Raw genomic sequence first — 14,073 nt, forward strand, 5'->3', positions numbered from 1 at the left:
CGGATCTCACGTTTGAGAGCAACGAATAACGTGAGAATCATGGATGAGAACAGGCGGTAGCATGAGGGTCATGGAAGAGACCGCGATTCCCGATCCCGGGCTGCCGCCTGCGCCGGGCGCGGAGCAGTACCCCTCGCTCGCCCTCGCCAACAGCGCCGTCGCGCTGCCCGGCGGCCACCGCGTCGACCAGCTCGGTACCCCCGCCGGGGCGAACGAGTGGCTGACCGAACGCGGTCTCGCACCGGTCGAGATCGGTATGCGGGAGATGTGCGCGAAGCAGCTGCACTTCCTGCGCGAGCAGGTCAGGGCGCTGTTCGCCGCCCGGGTCGCCGGGCTGCCCGCTCTTCCCGCCGCCCTGAGCGCCGTCAACGACGCACTGGTCAGGGTCCCCACCGCCCCGCTGCTGCGGTGGGACGACAAGACGGGCCCCTACCGCGCCGCGCCGCACCCCACCAGCCAGATCGTCGACCACGCCCTCGCGACCCTCGCCGCCGACGCCGCCGACCTGCTCACCTCCTCCGACGCGGAACGCCTCACCGCCTGCGGTTCCCCGCCCTGCAACCGCTACCTGCTCCGGCACGGCCGCCGCCACTGGTGCTCCACCCGCTGCGGTGACCGCGCCCGTGCCGCCCGCGCCTACGCCCGGCGCGGCGGCGCCGCCTGACAGCGCGGACACCGGAACCGCCACGGTCTTCTCGGGGCACCCGCCGGCCCGGGCACGGTGCCGGCACCTCGGCCAAGGAGCCTCCCGGCGAGCACACCCGCCCCCGCCCCCCGGCTCCCGGCGAACGTGCGTACGCGCGAACGCGGTCGGCGGGGCGCGAAGGCCGCGTCCCCGCACCGAAGGAGGCCGGGCGCGGGGCGGAAGGGCCAGGACCGCCCGGCCCCGTCGACGGCCGCGTGCCTCCCGTCGGCGGCGCCACCCTCCCCACCCGGCCGGTCGGGCCGCGGCCACTTCGCCGCGTCCGTTCGGTCGGGGACGTACGGGGAGGCCGCCCGGTCAGCCCCGGGCGGGCGCCGGCTGCTCGACCCGGCCGCCCGTGTGCGGTGCGGGGAGGTGATGAGGGGCGCCCTCGGGCAGCGCGGCGACACACGCCGCCGAGCACGCGTTGACCAGCAGGGGCAACACGTCCGTGGCCACCCGCAGGGAGAGCCACGCCTGGTGGAGCCCGCCCCGTCCGATCGGGCGGTCGCAGACGCTGCAGCCGCGCACGGCGGTGGCGCCCCGGCGGCGGGGATCCAGGTCGGCCGGATCAGGACCCGCGACGGAACCCGGGGAGGGCCGGAGCCGCGGGAAGGGCGGCCTCAGCTTGCGATTGCCGAACAGCGCGCGTGTGCTCACCGTGCTGCGGGCCAACTTCCGGCACCGGGTGATCTCGTAGGGGAACCAGTGCAGCCGGTAGGAGGTATAAGGGGTGAACTCCTCCAGACTGGTCATGGCCCCGATCTCGGGCGGAACGCGCACCAGGTTGCTGCCGTAGAGCACGAGGTGCCTGACCGCCGTCAACCGGGCGATGTCCGCCGGCAGGGTGACGATCTGCCGCCGCTGTTCCGGGCTGAGCCCGACCAGGGGGCGGAACTCCTCGCGCCCGTCGGCGGCGGCCTCGTCGACCAGCTCCAGCAGGCGCCGCCAGCCCGGGGCGGAGGTGTCCTGGCGCTCGCCGTGGAACCCGACCCGGGCCCGCGGCCGCGGTCTGGACTGGTCGAAGCACGAGCAGCCGTCCTGGCGGGGCCCGTGCCGGCCCGGGGCCGGATCCGACGTGTCGCCCCAGCGGTTCACCTGGAGCCCCGGCTCCCCCTCGTCCGTCACGGTGCCAGGATACGGAGGCCGCCGCGGGCCGTCCCGGCGGTCGCACGGACGAGACCGCGCACGCGACGGCCCCCGCCGGGCGCCGACCCGGCCGGCATCGAGTCCCGTGCGATCGGGTCAGGACTCGGGGGTGTCCGGCTCCCGCTCCCGCCGCACATCGGTCACCTTCACGTCCTCCGTCTCCGGAGCCCCGAACGCTTCGACGATCACCCCGCGACCGGCGGTGGTGACCTCCAAGGCCAAGTGGCCGCCCATCACGCGCAGGTCGAGCCTCACCCGGGGCACGCCCGCGCGGTCCGGCATCCGGTGAATCCGCGACGCGGGGTAGCCCAGGTCCGTCAGCCTCTCGCGCATCGCCCGGTAGTCGGTCGTCCCCGTGTTCCCGAACGCCTCGCGGACCCGCTCCGCGTGCTCGCCGCCGTCGCACTCCTCGACACCGGTCAGCAGCACCTCCTCGACCGGCTCGACCGGCGTGGGCCCGGTGGACTCGCGGATCGGCCCCGGCGGAGCGGGGTCGTCCAGGGGAACCGGTATCTCCCCCTCGGCGTTCGGGACACCCGGCGGGGTCTCGCCCGGCCCGTACCGGGGCGCGGGCGCGCCCTCCCCACCCGGCAGGTCTTCGGGCGCGGGTGCGCTGCCGCCGCCCTCGGGGGCGTCCGGAGCGCAGCCCTGCGCGGTACGGGTCATCAGCGCGAGGAAGCGCAGCTCCGCGTCGTCGTCGCCCGGCAGAGCGTCCGACGGGGGCGCCGCCGAGACGGTGCCGCCCGCGGGGGACCGGCCGGCGCCGGCGTTCTGGGTGCCGCAGCCGGACAGGACCACGCAACCGAGTGCGACCATCAGTGCGGGCTTCAGGAAGGAAGTCGATCGCATGCCCCCACCCTGCGGGGCGCCGACCATTTCGCACATGGGTACCAGTACTCACCTTCACCGGGCTCTTTTCCCGCACCCCTGACCCCGCTGCCCGGGGGCCTGCGCCGGCGGGGCCCGCACCCGGCCCCGGGAGCGCGACGGCCCCCGTCCGCCCGTGCGCGCGGCGTGCCGGAAGCCGGTGACCTCCCGCTTCGGCGCGCCGTCCGGCCGCCGGACCGCGCGCCGGCCGCCCGGCGGCCGGACGAAACCGCCCCCTGCTCGCGTCGGAGGGCGGGAGCCCACGGCCGTGGGACACCTGCGCGCCTCGAGTACGACTTGTCGTCGCATATCGATAGTTTTGGCGTGTTGGACCTTGAGGGTGTCGTACCTGTGACACCTCGGTCCCGGCTGCCTCCACGTCACGGAGGGCCGCGACAGCGGCATTCACCGGCCCGACCACCAGTGAGGTGCAGGAGCGCCATGACGACGACGGCTGACGACGCGTCACACGCGAAGGACCCGGCCCCGGCACAGGACGCCGGCGTGAGGTTCCCCTTCCCCCCGTCCGACGAGACGGAGGAAGCGGCTCGGCACGCGGTGCTGCGCGCCACGGACCATCTGCTGGCCCTGCAGCACACCGAGGGGTGGTGGGAGAGCGTCTTCTCGACGGACGTCAGCTATGACGCCCACGACCTCTTCCTGCGCCGCCTGCTGGGCACCCTGGACGAGCGTGTGGCCACGGGGAGCGGCCGGTGGATCCGTTCCCTGCAGAGCGCGGACGGCTCCTGGCCCCTCGTCTTCGACGGCGCGGGCCACCTGGGGACCACCATCCAGGCGTACGTGGCGCTCCGGCTCGCCGGGGACCGCCCGGACGAGGAGCACATGCTCCGGTGCGCGGCCTGGGTGCGGGAGCAGGGCGGCGTCCCGGCGAGCCAGCTGACGGCCCGCGTGTGGCTCGCCATGTTCGGCCTGTGGAGCTGGGACGACCTCCCCGAGATCCCACCGGAGATCATCGCCCTGCCCAAGTGGGCACCCATGAACATCTACTCCTTCAGCGCCATCATGCGCCTGGCGCTCGTGTCCCTCGGCATCATCAGCGAGCACCGGCCCGTACGGCCGGTCCCCTTCGGCATCGACGAGCTCTTCGTCCCGTCCGACGGTCCCGTACGCGCACCGGCGCCGGCGCCGGCCGACGGCTGGGAACGCGCCTTCCGGCACCTGAACACCGCCGTACGTGCCTGCCGCAGGGGCAGCCCCCGTGCGGTGCGCAGGACCGCGACGAATGCGTGTGTCCGCTGGCTTCTCGAACACCAGGAGACGGACGGCAGTTGGGGGGCCTGCACCCCGATGACCACATGGGTGGTCCTCGCCCTGCACCTGCAGGGCTACCCGTCGGACCATCCCGCGCTCAAGGCCGCCTGGGACTTCCTGGAGGACGGCGCCGCCTGGACCGAGGACGGCGCGCGGAAGCTGCTGACCGTCCACAGCCCCGTCTGGGACACCTGCCTGACCACCACCGCGCTGCTCGACGCGGGACTGCCCGCCGGCCACCCCGCGCTGGTCAAGGCCGCCGACTGGCTGCTCACCCGGCAGACCGACCGGCCCGGCGACTGGTCCGTACGGCGGCCCCACCTCGCCCCCGGAGGCTGGTCCTTCCAGTTCCACAACCAGAACTACCCCGACAACGACGACACCGCCGAGGTGGTCCTCGCCCTGCGCCGCGTCGCCCACCCCGACCAGGCACGCGTCGACGACGCGGTGAGCAGGGGGGTCCGGTGGAGCCTCGGCATGCAGAGCGAGGACGGCGGGTGGGGGGCCTTCGACGCCGACAACACCAGCACTCTCCCCGGCAGGCTCCCGTTCTTCGACTTCGGTGAGTACTGCGTCGACCCGCCCACCGCCGACATCACCGCCCACGTGGTGGAGATGCTGGCCGCCATGGGGATGCAGCGCGACCCCCGCACCCGGCGCGCCGTCCGCTGGCTGCTCGACCGGCAGGAGGACAGCGGCGCGTGGTACGGGCGCTGGGGAGTGAACCACGTCTACGGCACCGGCTGCGTCCTCCCGGCCCTCGTCGCCGCCGGGGTGCCCCGCGACCACCCCGCCGTCCGGCGGGCCGTCACATGGCTGACGTCGGTACAGAACACGGACGGCGGCTGGGGGGAGGACTGGCGGTCGTACGCCGACCCGGCGTACCTCGGACGCGGCCCGTCCGTCCCCTCGCAGACCGCGTGGGCGCTGCTCGCCCTGCTCGCCGCGGGGGAGCACGACGGCGCCGCGGTCCGCTCCGGGGTGCGCTGGCTGACCGAGCGGCAGACGGACCAGGGCACCTGGGAGGAGCCGCAGTTCACCGGCACACTCGTCCCCCGGGCCGTGGCCGTGCACTACGGGCACTACCGGCACGTCTTCCCCCTCATGGCCCTGGGCCGCTACGTCCGGCGCGAACGCCCCGGGGCCGAGGCGGCGGGGCCGGAGGAGGCCGACGGGGCGTGACCGGGCGCGGCAAGCCCGCCCCGGCCCGGTCCTCGACCTGCCCGGCCGGTCGTGACGGCCTTCCCCCGGATTCCGTCACTCGCCCACGCCGCCGGCCGGCGGATTCCTCGGCGAGCCGTCGAAGAAGCCTCCAGGCGGGCATCCGGCAGGAATGCGCGGAGAGCCGCACACCCGGTGCGTGTTCCTGCCATCCTTCCGGGCGCACGACTATCCGCCGCCCTCCCGGGAAGTTTCGGGCTGCCCGCCGGATGAACGTATCGACGGAACCGAAGCAATCGACCCCTGGTTCTTCCTCTTCCCCGTCCGTTCACCCGGACATGACACGGTTGACCGAAGGAGACGCCTTGTCCGCCCTGCGCAAGATCCTGGTCACGGCCTCGGCCCTGGCCGGCGTACTCGTCACCGCCCACCCGTCGTCCGCCCAGCCCCCCGCCCCCTCGTCCCCCGACTCTCCCGCCGGCGCCGACCGTCAGCTGGCCGGCAGCTTCCACGCCTTCTCCTCCACGGGCTTCTCGGGCCCGGACGCGTGGTTCTCCGGAAACACGGGGGAGTGCAAGTACGTCGGCGCCACCTGGAACGACCGCATCCGATCCGCCCGCACCGAGAGCGCCACCAGGGTGGAGCTGTGGGACCACGCCAACTGCACCGGGGGCGCGATCGTCATCGACGGCTCCGGCTACGGCAGCATCGGCGCGTGGGTCAGCGCCTACCGCGTCATCAACTAGCGCTCCGGCAGCGGACCGCCGCCGACGGGCGGTGGCGGCAATCCGCCAGGAGCACGGCAGGCGGCGTGATCCGCCCGACCGAATCGGTGCGGATGTCGCCGGACGACGACGACCGGTCCTCGGCCGAACCCTTTTGCGGCAGGCCGACGCCGTGTGACGCGAAGTCCGAGAAGGGGAACTGTTCGGGGAACGGTCACCGTGACCGTTCCCCGAACGCTTTCCTCGTGCCTTTCTCCCCGACCTCCGCTGCCTGTAGGCGGCCGGCGGCGACCCGGGCGCATTCCAAAAACACGGAAGACCCGTACGGATATCCGCGCCACGTCCGAAAGCGAACGCCGAGGACGAGCCCGGGGCGGAACCCAGGGCGGGGCCTTTTCCGAAAACGGGCCGACGCCGCGGACGATCACGGCCGGGGCGTGGTGATCCGACGAACGGCCGACCGGCACGGCCCCCGCACCGGGGGGACGCCTCAGCCCTCGTCTGCGAGCACCTCCCGGATCACGTGCCGGGCGTGGCGCGCCATCGACGGGTTCCTCGTCCGGTAGAACGGCAGCGCGATCAGCGCCTGTGAGAGCGCCCGCCCCCGTCCGCGGACCCAGGTCGAGTCGTCCACGCCCAGCGCCTCGCGGAAGACCTCCCTCGAACCGGCCGGCAGCAGATTCCACGCCGGGAACAGGTCGCAGGCCGGATCGCCCACCCCCATGCACCCGAAGTCGATCACGGAGGCCAGTCTGCCGCCGCCGTCCACCAGCAGGTTGCCCGGCATGAGGTCGGCGTGCAGCCACACCGGCGGCCCGTCCTGGCCCGGGGCCCGCAGCGCCTCCTCCCACACGGCGACGGCGGCGTCGCAGTCGACGCCCTCCTGCGGGATCCCGCGCAGTTCCCCGATCGCCGCCCGGGTCTCCGCGTCCAGCGAGGTGACCGGCCCGCCGCGATGGGCCTGCGGCGCCCCCGGCAGGGTGATGCGGCGCATCGCCGCCACGAACCCGGCCAGGTCCTCGGCCAGCAGCTCCGGCTCGTCCAGCGCCCCCGCCTCCGGGTTCTCCCCGGGCAGCCACCGGTACACCGACCACGGCCACGCGTATCCCTCGGCGGGTTCCCCGACCCCGAGCACCTCGGGCACGAGGGTGGGCAGGTGGGGCGCGAGGCGGGGCAGCCACGTCCGCTCCCTCGACACGTCGTCGGCTCCGCCCCGCCCCAGCGGCAGCCGTACGAGCATGTCGTCGCCCAGCCGGTACACGGCGTTGACCGTGCCGCCCGACGGGAACCGCCGGACCGGCAGCCCCGCCCACTGCGGGAACCGGCCGGCGATCAGCCGCCGTACGAGGTCGTCGTCGACGGGGTGCGTGCCGGGGTGCGTCCGCCCTGTGCTCATGGCACGACATCCGACCGCCGGAGGCGGACGGGCGTCAAACACTTTTCCGACCGGCGCTTCCGCCGTACGCCCGGTCCCGCCGCACCCGTCATGCGGGAGGGCGCCGGGGCCGGTGACCCGTACCGGGGCCGGCCGAGCGGGAACCGCGCGTCCGCGCAGCCGTGGACCCTCCCGTCAGCGGGAGCGCCGGGGAGAGGACGGCGCGGCCGCCGGTGCGGGCGCGTCGGTGTCCGCGGCCGCGACGCACCCGCGGTGGGGGCGGGTACGGGCGTGGAAGACGAGCAGGGCCAGGGCGCTGGTCGCGGCGGACCAGGCGAGCGAGAGCAGCCCGTGGGACCAGGGGGTGAGCGACGTGAACGCCGAGGCCAGCGCCAACTGGTTCGCGCCGTACAGGGGGAACAAGGTCAGGCCGGTGAGGTCGACCACGTTGAAGACCGGGTTCTGCAGGCCGGTGTCGACCAGGCTGAGCATGATGACGAGGAAGAACCCCTCCAGCTCGCCGCGTACCAGCGAGCCGAGCAGGAGGCCGATGCCGCCGTAGGCGAGGCCGGCGCCGAGGAGGGCGAGGGCCAGGGGGCCCGGTTGGCTCACCGGCAGCGAACTCCACAGCACGGCCGTGGTGTACAGGGCGAGGAGGGCGGAGACGAGGGCGACGGCGGTGACCTTCGCCAGCAGCATCCACGTCCGGGGGTAGCCGGCCAGCAGGAGCCGGCGGTCCGTCTCACCGGCCTTGAACGTCTCCATGAACATCACGAACCCGGTGACCAGGGTGACCGCGGCGAGGGCGTTGACCACCTGGCTGACCTGGCTCGCCCGGGCCTGTGCGTCGACGCCCGCGGAGTCCAGGGAGAAACGCACCGCCTGGTCCGAAGCGCACAGGCGCGCCACGGCGATCCACACGGGGATGAACACGACCGCCAGGAGCACGGCCATGCGGTTGCGCAGGTGACCGAGGAGCGTGCAGCGCAGCATCTCGGTGAACGCCGCCCGGCGAAGCCTCATCGGGTGAGCTCCTCGATGTCGAGGCGGCCCTCGCGCAGATGGCCGACCGCGTCGAAGTGGCGCAGGTCGTGCAGCAGGTGCGAGACCACGACGATCGACCGCCCCTCGTCCCGCAACCGGTCGGCGAGCGCCCAGAAACGCTGGTGGGTGTCCCAGTCGAAGCCCTGGTACGGCTCGTCCAGCACCAGCAGGTGCGGGTCGTGCATCAGGGCGAGCAGCAGGTTCAGCTTCTGCCGTGTCCCTCCGCTGAGCTCCTCGGACCGCTGCCGCCCGCAGTCGGCGAACGCCAGGAGCTCCATCAGCTCGTGGGCCCGCGCCAGGGTCGGCAACCGGTAGGCCACCTGGAAGAGCCGCAGGTGCTGCATGACGGTGAACGAGTCGTTCAGCACGGCGTGCTGCGGGCAGTACCCGACCGCCCCGGTGCGTACCACCGTGCCCCGGTCGGGCGGCAGTTGCCCCACGGCGATCCGGAGCAGCGTGCTCTTGCCCGCGCCGTTCTCACCGACGACCCCGACCAGCGTCCCGGGGGGCACGTCGAGATCGGCGCCGCGCAGGACCTGCCTGCGGCCGTACGCCTTCCACACGCCGCTGATCCGCAACCGCGACTGGTGTCGCGGGCTCTCCGTCCGCACCCTGGTCCTCCCGATCAGCGAAGTGTGTAGATGGAAGCGGCCAGGGCGAGGGTGTACCACTGCTCCACCAGGCGGTAGCTGCGCTGGTCGTGCTCCCGTCCGCGCAGCAGCACGACCCGTACGGAGAGCAGCAGGCTCAGGCCCCCCAGCAGCACGTCCGTGGCGACGATCCACCAGTGCGGGCCGGCGGGCGCCATGAGGAAGTGGTGGATGGCCGCGGGGCCGACGGCGAAGCCGACGCACAGGAAGACCCGGGTCCGGGTCTCCCCGAAGACCAGGGGCATGGTGGAGCGGTGGATCGCACGGTCGCCGGTGATGTCGCGCAGGTCCTGGACGGACATGAGGAGGGTCACGGTGATCGTCAGGGTCACGATCCAGCGCCAGGCGTCCGGCGTGATCCCGGTGACGATCTCCCAGGCGGCCGCCAACTGGGCGATGACCCCGATCCCGGCGTAGAGGTTCCTGCCCAGCCAGTGGCGGCCCCAGCCGTACTCGTGCTGGAGGAGGGAGAGGACCTGCCACAGCAGGGCCCATTCCAGGACGCCCAGGAAGTACCCGTACACGGGGAAGGCGACCCGGACGGCGATCAGGCGCAGCCGGGCGCCCCGGACGGTGCTCTGGCCGGTGACCAGCGGCCGGAAGGGCTTGTTGATGCGGTCCTCTTCGACGCCGACGAGCTGGTTGGCCAGGGTGTGCTCGTAGACGAACAGCCAGAAGTACAGCGCTCCCAGGGCGACGGTGGCCACGGCCTCGGCCGGGGGCAGCCGGGCGTGGACGATGGCCGCCACGACGAAGCAGGTCGCAGGGAAGATGGTGGTCCAGCGGTCGGCGCTGATGAAGAGCCAGCTCAGGCGGATCTCGCGCCAGGCGGTCCGCAGCACCGCCGCGGGGGCAATCGTCGTCGTGGTCATCGCTGCGGGGTCCGTAACTCCGTGGTGGGGCGGGCGGCCGGCGGCCGGGTCATCTCTTCACGCCATGCGGTGCGCGCCGTCCGGCATCACGCCGTCCGGTGCACGACCGTCTCCACGACGTTCTCCAGGATCCGGGACGCGCCGTGCGGGAAGGGTGCCGAGGCCAGGGCGTCCAGGGCCTGCCGGTACCTCTCCTCGATCATCCGCTCGACCGCCGCCCGGGCCCCGGTGCTGGTGAGGATGTCGCGGACTTCCGCGGCCTCCTGCTCCCCGAGGTGGGGGTCGCCGATCAGCGCGCGCAGCCGACCGGCCTGGGCGGGGCCGGAGGCACGCAGGGCGTGGACGATGAGGCTGGTGCACTTGCCCTCGCGCAGGTCGTCCAGGCGGGACTTGCCCATCCGGTCCGGGTCCCCGAAGACCCCGAGCACGTCGTCCCGGAGTTGGAACGCCTCCCCGAGGGGCACACCGTAGGCGCTGCAGGCGTCCATGACCTGCCGTCCGGCACCGGCGAGAGCGGCCCCCACCTGGAGGGGGCGTTCGATGGTGTACTTGGCGGTCTTGTAGCGGACGACGCTCATCGTCGTCTCGATGCTCACGTGGAGGTCGCCGGTGGTGAGCAGGTCCAGGTGCTGGCCGCCGATCAGTTCGCTCCGCGCGAGGTCGACGCAGCGCATCACGGCGACCCGGTGGGCGTCGGGCATGGGCGTGGTGTGCAGCAACTCGTCGGACCAGACGAGAGCGAGGTCACCCAGGAGGATCGCCCCGCTGAGCCCGTACCGCTGAGCCGTCGACGGCACGTGGTGGTGGTCGGCCAGCACCCGGTGGACCGTGGGGCGTCCGCGACGGCTGTCGGAGGCGTCCATGATGTCGTCGTGGATGAGCGCGCAGGCGTGCGCGAGTTCGATGGAGGCGGCCAGTCTGACGGCCTGCGCGGGGTCGCCCCGCCCTCCCGCCGCGAGCCACCCGGTCACGCACAGCAGGGGGCGGACCCGTTTTCCCCCGGCGACGAAGTCACGCAGCAGGAGGGCGAGCGCCGCCTGGCCGGGCACGGAGGCGTTCTGCGCCTTCTCCGTCAGGAACTCGGACAGGAGGTCGTCGATGGCGGCGCGCGGAGCGAAGAAGTCGGACTCGATCGCCAGGGCTTCAGCGCTCATGGGAAGACTCCACCTCGAGGTGGGAGCCCACCGTTTCTTCCCGTCCCGTGAAGTGGAGGTCTCCGGTGGACGACACGGCAGGGGCACGACATGGTTCAGGCAAAGGTCTCTCCAGGTCGTCGGAAGGCGGCAGTCGCCGCGCACACGTCCGCTGCACCGAGCCACCGGTGCCAAGGGGGTCGAGCAGCCTCGTGTCCGGGGGAGACCGACGCGTCGCCCGGCAGCCCCGTGGGCCGCGGGCCGGTCGGCCCGGAGCGCTTTCGCCGCGCCGCAGGTCCCGAACACACCGAATTTCATAGCGGAATCCGGTTGTCGCCACAGACCCGTCGCAGCGGCTTTCACGCGAACGGCCCTACAACGTCACCGCAGAATCGTCACAGCGGCGCCCGGCCCGAACGGGCCCCCCACCGGTGGGTCGCCCGGCCCGTGGTGGACGCCCGAGGCCGGTCCCGCCGCCGGCGACTGCGCGGGCGCCCCGCCGGCGCCCGTCGCGCGGGGCGCGAAGAGACGGTACCCGCCCCGGGGTTCGGTAGCCCCCGGTCCGTACCGGGCGGCCGGCGGGCGACCGCGCACCGGGCCGGCGCCCGGGGGCGGGAACGGCTCGGCGCCGGGCGGGCCGGCGCCGGGGCGGGTCAGCTGCGGGCGCGCTGGGTGACCGCGACGCAGCCGAGGACGACCACCGCGGTGACGGGGGCGAGGGGAGGGAGGTGTTCCCCCAGGAGCAGGACCGACCACACGAGGGTGACGAGGGGCTGGGCGAGTTGGATCTGGCTCGCCCTGGGCACCCCGATGGCGGCCATGCCGCGGTACCACACGACGAACCCGCCGAACTGGGACACGGCGGCGAGGTAGGCCATGCCGGTGACCGCCTTCACGGTCGGGTGCACCGGCTCCCAGGTCAGGGCCAGGACGGTGACCAGGGCTGATACCGGGAGGGCGGCGACGACGCCCCAGGCGATGACCTGCCAGCCGGGCAGGTGGGAGGCGAGCCGGCCGCCCTGGGCGTACCCGGCGGCGCACACCAGCAGGGCGCCGAAGAGGTACCCGTCGCCCAGCGTCGGCAGGCCCCGGCTCTGCCAGAGGGTGAAGGCGACCACGGTCAGGGCGCCGACGCAGGCGGCCGTCCAGAACGCGCGTGAGGGGCGCCGGCCGGTGAGGGCGGTCGAGACGGCGGCGGTGGCCAGCGGCAGCACGCCGATGACGACGGCCGAGTGCGCGGTGGTGGAGGTCCGCAGGGCGAGCGTGGTCAGCAGCGGGAAGCCGACGACGCAGCCGCCGGCGACCGTGAGCAGTCCCGGCCAGTGCCGCCGCGCGGGTACCGCAACCCGGGCCGCGAACAGGCAGGCCGCGGCGAGCAGACCCGCCAGCACCCCCCGTACCCCGGTCGCCGTCCACGGGCCGAAGCCGTCCAGGGCCCACACGGTGGCCGGGAAGCTGAAGGAGAACGACACCACGCCGAGAGCGGCCAGGAGGGTGCCGCCGCGGACTGCTACTGCCGAAGATCCGATAGCGCTATCGTGTACTTTCATGAACGACGGTAGCAGTGTGGCTCGACTGGCAGCGGCCTTGCGGAATGAGCTGGCCCGCTACTCGGAAGGCGAGAAGCTCCCCTCCAGCAGGGAACTGGTGGCGCGCCACCGGGTCAGTCCGGTGACGGTCTCCCGGGCGATCGCCACCCTCACCGCCGAGGGCCTCGTCGCCTCCCGGCCCGGAGCCGGGGTGTTCAAGGCCACCGCCCGCCGTGCCGCGGGCGCGCTCGGCGACGTCTCCTGGCAGGAGGTGGCCCTGAGCGCGGACCCGCCGCACACCGCGCTCGACACGGGCCCCCGCCGCGTGGGCGCCGCCGGTGTTCTGGCCACCCTCACCACCCCGCCGCCCGAGGTCATCGACCTCAACGGCGGCTACCCGCACGCGGCGCTCCAGCCGGAGCGGGCCCTGGCCGCCGCCCTGGCCCGGGCCGGCCGCAGGCCCGGCACCTGGTCCCGTCCCCCGGTGGAGGGACTGGCCGAGCTGCGGGACTGGTTCGCCCGCGACATCGGCGGGCCGGGCGGTTCGCTCGACGCCTCGGACGTCCTGATCACCGCCGGCGGCCAGAGCGCGCTCACCACCGCCCTGCGGGCGCTGGCCGCCCCAGGTTCACCCGTCCTGGTGGAATCCCCCACCTATCCCGGCATGCTCGCCGTCGCCCGCGCCGCCGGGCTGCGGCCCGTCCCCGTCCCGGTCGACGCCGACGGCGTGCGCACCGACCTGCTGGCCGAGGCGTTCGAGGCCACCAGGGCGCGGGTGTTCGTCTGCCAGCCGCTGTTCCACAACCCCACCGGCACCGTCCTGTCCCCGCGGCGGCGCGGCGACGTGCTCGGCATCGCCAGGGCGGCGGGCGCCTTCGTCGTCGAGGACGACTTCGCCCGCCGCCTGGCGCACGCCGACTCCCCGCCCCTGCCCCTCCCGTTGGCCGCCGACGATCCGGACGGCGTCGTCGTCCACGTGCGCTCCCTGACCAAGGCGACCTCGCCCAGCCTGCGGATCGGCGCCCTGTCAGCCCGCGGCCCGGTCGGAGAGCGCCTGCGGGCGATCCAGGTCGTCGACAGCTTCTTCGTCCCCCGGCCCCTGCAGGAGACCGCCCTCGAACTGGTCGGATCCCCCGCCTGGGCCGGTCACCTGCGGGTGCTCGCCGGCGCTCTGCGCGACCGCCGGACCGCGCTGCTCGCCGCACTGGGCGGAACCCTGCCCGCCCTCCTCCCGCACCGACCGCCCCGCGGCGGATACCACCTGTGGCTGCGGCTGCCCGACGGCACCGACGAGCACGCCGTCGCCGCGTCCGCCCTGCGCCACGGGGTGGCGGTCACCGCCGGCGGCCCCTACTTCACCGCCGAGGCACCCGCCCCCCACCTGCGGTTGAGCTACGTCAGCACCTCCGGCACCGCACAGCTGGAGGAAGGCGTCCGCCGGCTCCACCAGGCCCTCTCCCGGGACTTCGCGCTCCCGGCGCAGAAGGAACCCGCCGGCGCGTAGAGCCGGTGGCCCGGCCCCGCGGCGCCCCCGGGGGGCGCCGCGACCGCGATCCCCACGGCGGCGCGCCGGGACCGGTCCCTCGCGCCTGGGGCGCCCAACGGCCTTACCCC

General features: G+C 74.1%; 12 protein-coding genes. 4 read left to right on the plus strand and 8 right to left on the minus strand.

What is annotated here, in order from left to right:
- Positions 1 to 61: 61 nt before the first annotated feature.
- Positions 62 to 664 carry a CGNR zinc finger domain-containing protein gene (locus IE106_RS06400; RefSeq protein ID WP_229840099.1) on the plus strand — a complete coding sequence of 201 codons (603 nt, stop codon included), beginning with the start codon at positions 62 to 64 and terminating at the stop codon, positions 662 to 664.
- A gap of 336 nt (positions 665 to 1,000) precedes the next feature.
- Here IE106_RS06400 and IE106_RS06405 read toward each other — a convergent pair whose 3' ends face one another.
- Together IE106_RS06405 and IE106_RS06410 are read right to left on the minus strand one after the other, a co-directional pair.
- Positions 1,001 to 1,810: a leucine-rich repeat domain-containing protein gene (locus IE106_RS06405; protein ID WP_189530710.1), complete on the minus strand. Its 810-nt coding sequence runs from the start codon at positions 1,808 to 1,810 to the stop codon at positions 1,001 to 1,003.
- A gap of 117 nt (positions 1,811 to 1,927) precedes the next feature.
- Positions 1,928 to 2,680, minus strand: coding sequence for a hypothetical protein (locus IE106_RS06410; protein ID WP_189530712.1), 753 nt, complete (start codon positions 2,678 to 2,680; stop codon positions 1,928 to 1,930).
- Between the two features lie 459 nt (positions 2,681 to 3,139).
- Here IE106_RS06410 and shc point away from each other — a divergent pair, with 459 nt between their 5' ends.
- Both shc and IE106_RS06420 read left to right on the plus strand, forming a co-directional pair.
- Positions 3,140 to 5,152: a squalene--hopene cyclase gene (gene shc / locus IE106_RS06415; RefSeq protein ID WP_189530719.1), complete on the plus strand. Its 2,013-nt coding sequence runs from the start codon at positions 3,140 to 3,142 to the stop codon at positions 5,150 to 5,152.
- A gap of 344 nt (positions 5,153 to 5,496) precedes the next feature.
- The gene (locus IE106_RS06420) at positions 5,497 to 5,877 is read left to right on the plus strand and encodes a peptidase inhibitor family I36 protein (protein ID WP_189530721.1); all 381 of its coding nucleotides are present in this window, start codon (positions 5,497 to 5,499) and stop codon (positions 5,875 to 5,877) included.
- Between the two features lie 469 nt (positions 5,878 to 6,346).
- Here IE106_RS06420 and IE106_RS06425 read toward each other — a convergent pair whose 3' ends face one another.
- From IE106_RS06425 to IE106_RS06450, 6 genes are all read right to left on the minus strand, one after another.
- Positions 6,347 to 7,252: an aminoglycoside phosphotransferase family protein gene (locus IE106_RS06425; RefSeq protein ID WP_189530723.1), complete on the minus strand. Its 906-nt coding sequence runs from the start codon at positions 7,250 to 7,252 to the stop codon at positions 6,347 to 6,349.
- Positions 7,253 to 7,426: 174 nt separating this feature from the next.
- On the minus strand, positions 7,427 to 8,254 hold the full coding sequence (locus tag IE106_RS06430) for a hypothetical protein (RefSeq protein WP_229840101.1): 828 nt from the start codon (positions 8,252 to 8,254) through the stop codon (positions 7,427 to 7,429).
- Complete coding sequence (locus IE106_RS06435) at positions 8,251 to 8,886, minus strand: ABC transporter ATP-binding protein (protein WP_189530724.1); 636 nt, start codon at positions 8,884 to 8,886, stop codon at positions 8,251 to 8,253. The genes IE106_RS06430 and IE106_RS06435 overlap by 4 nt, the downstream gene beginning before the upstream one ends.
- A gap of 14 nt (positions 8,887 to 8,900) precedes the next feature.
- A complete protein-coding gene (stsC, locus tag IE106_RS06440; RefSeq protein ID WP_189530726.1) occupies positions 8,901 to 9,797 on the minus strand; it encodes a somaliensene A/B synthase in 897 nt (298 codons plus the stop codon).
- 86 nt (positions 9,798 to 9,883) lie between these two features.
- A complete protein-coding gene (locus IE106_RS06445; protein WP_189530729.1) occupies positions 9,884 to 10,951 on the minus strand; it encodes a polyprenyl synthetase family protein in 1,068 nt (355 codons plus the stop codon).
- Between the two features lie 632 nt (positions 10,952 to 11,583).
- Positions 11,584 to 12,405: a DMT family transporter gene (locus IE106_RS06450; RefSeq protein ID WP_373295916.1), complete on the minus strand. Its 822-nt coding sequence runs from the start codon at positions 12,403 to 12,405 to the stop codon at positions 11,584 to 11,586.
- A gap of 73 nt (positions 12,406 to 12,478) precedes the next feature.
- Here IE106_RS06450 and IE106_RS06455 point away from each other — a divergent pair, with 73 nt between their 5' ends.
- Positions 12,479 to 13,963, plus strand: a complete 1,485-nt coding sequence (locus IE106_RS06455) for an aminotransferase-like domain-containing protein (RefSeq protein WP_189530732.1) — start codon at positions 12,479 to 12,481, stop codon at positions 13,961 to 13,963.
- Positions 13,964 to 14,073: the final 110 nt, after the last annotated feature.

The sequence above is a fragment of the Streptomyces roseolilacinus genome (assembly GCF_014649335.1).
Classification (GTDB): Bacteria; Actinomycetota; Actinomycetes; order Streptomycetales; family Streptomycetaceae; genus Streptomyces; species Streptomyces roseolilacinus.

Excerpts from the sequence above, each read along its gene's own strand:
- IE106_RS06455 (WP_189530732.1), top strand. The coding sequence starts at position 12,479 with ATGAACGACGGTAGCAGTGTGGCTCGACTGGCAGCGGCCTTGCGGAAT.
- stsC (WP_189530726.1), bottom strand. The coding sequence starts at position 9,797 with ATGACCACGACGACGATTGCCCCCGCGGCGGTGCTGCGGACCGCCTGG.
- shc (WP_189530719.1), top strand. The coding sequence starts at position 3,140 with ATGACGACGACGGCTGACGACGCGTCACACGCGAAGGACCCGGCCCCG.
- IE106_RS06410 (WP_189530712.1), bottom strand. The coding sequence starts at position 2,680 with ATGCGATCGACTTCCTTCCTGAAGCCCGCACTGATGGTCGCACTCGGT.
- IE106_RS06445 (WP_189530729.1), bottom strand. The coding sequence starts at position 10,951 with ATGAGCGCTGAAGCCCTGGCGATCGAGTCCGACTTCTTCGCTCCGCGC.
- IE106_RS06430 (WP_229840101.1), bottom strand. The coding sequence starts at position 8,254 with ATGAGGCTTCGCCGGGCGGCGTTCACCGAGATGCTGCGCTGCACGCTC.
- IE106_RS06400 (WP_229840099.1), top strand. The coding sequence starts at position 62 with ATGAGGGTCATGGAAGAGACCGCGATTCCCGATCCCGGGCTGCCGCCT.
- IE106_RS06425 (WP_189530723.1), bottom strand. The coding sequence starts at position 7,252 with ATGAGCACAGGGCGGACGCACCCCGGCACGCACCCCGTCGACGACGAC.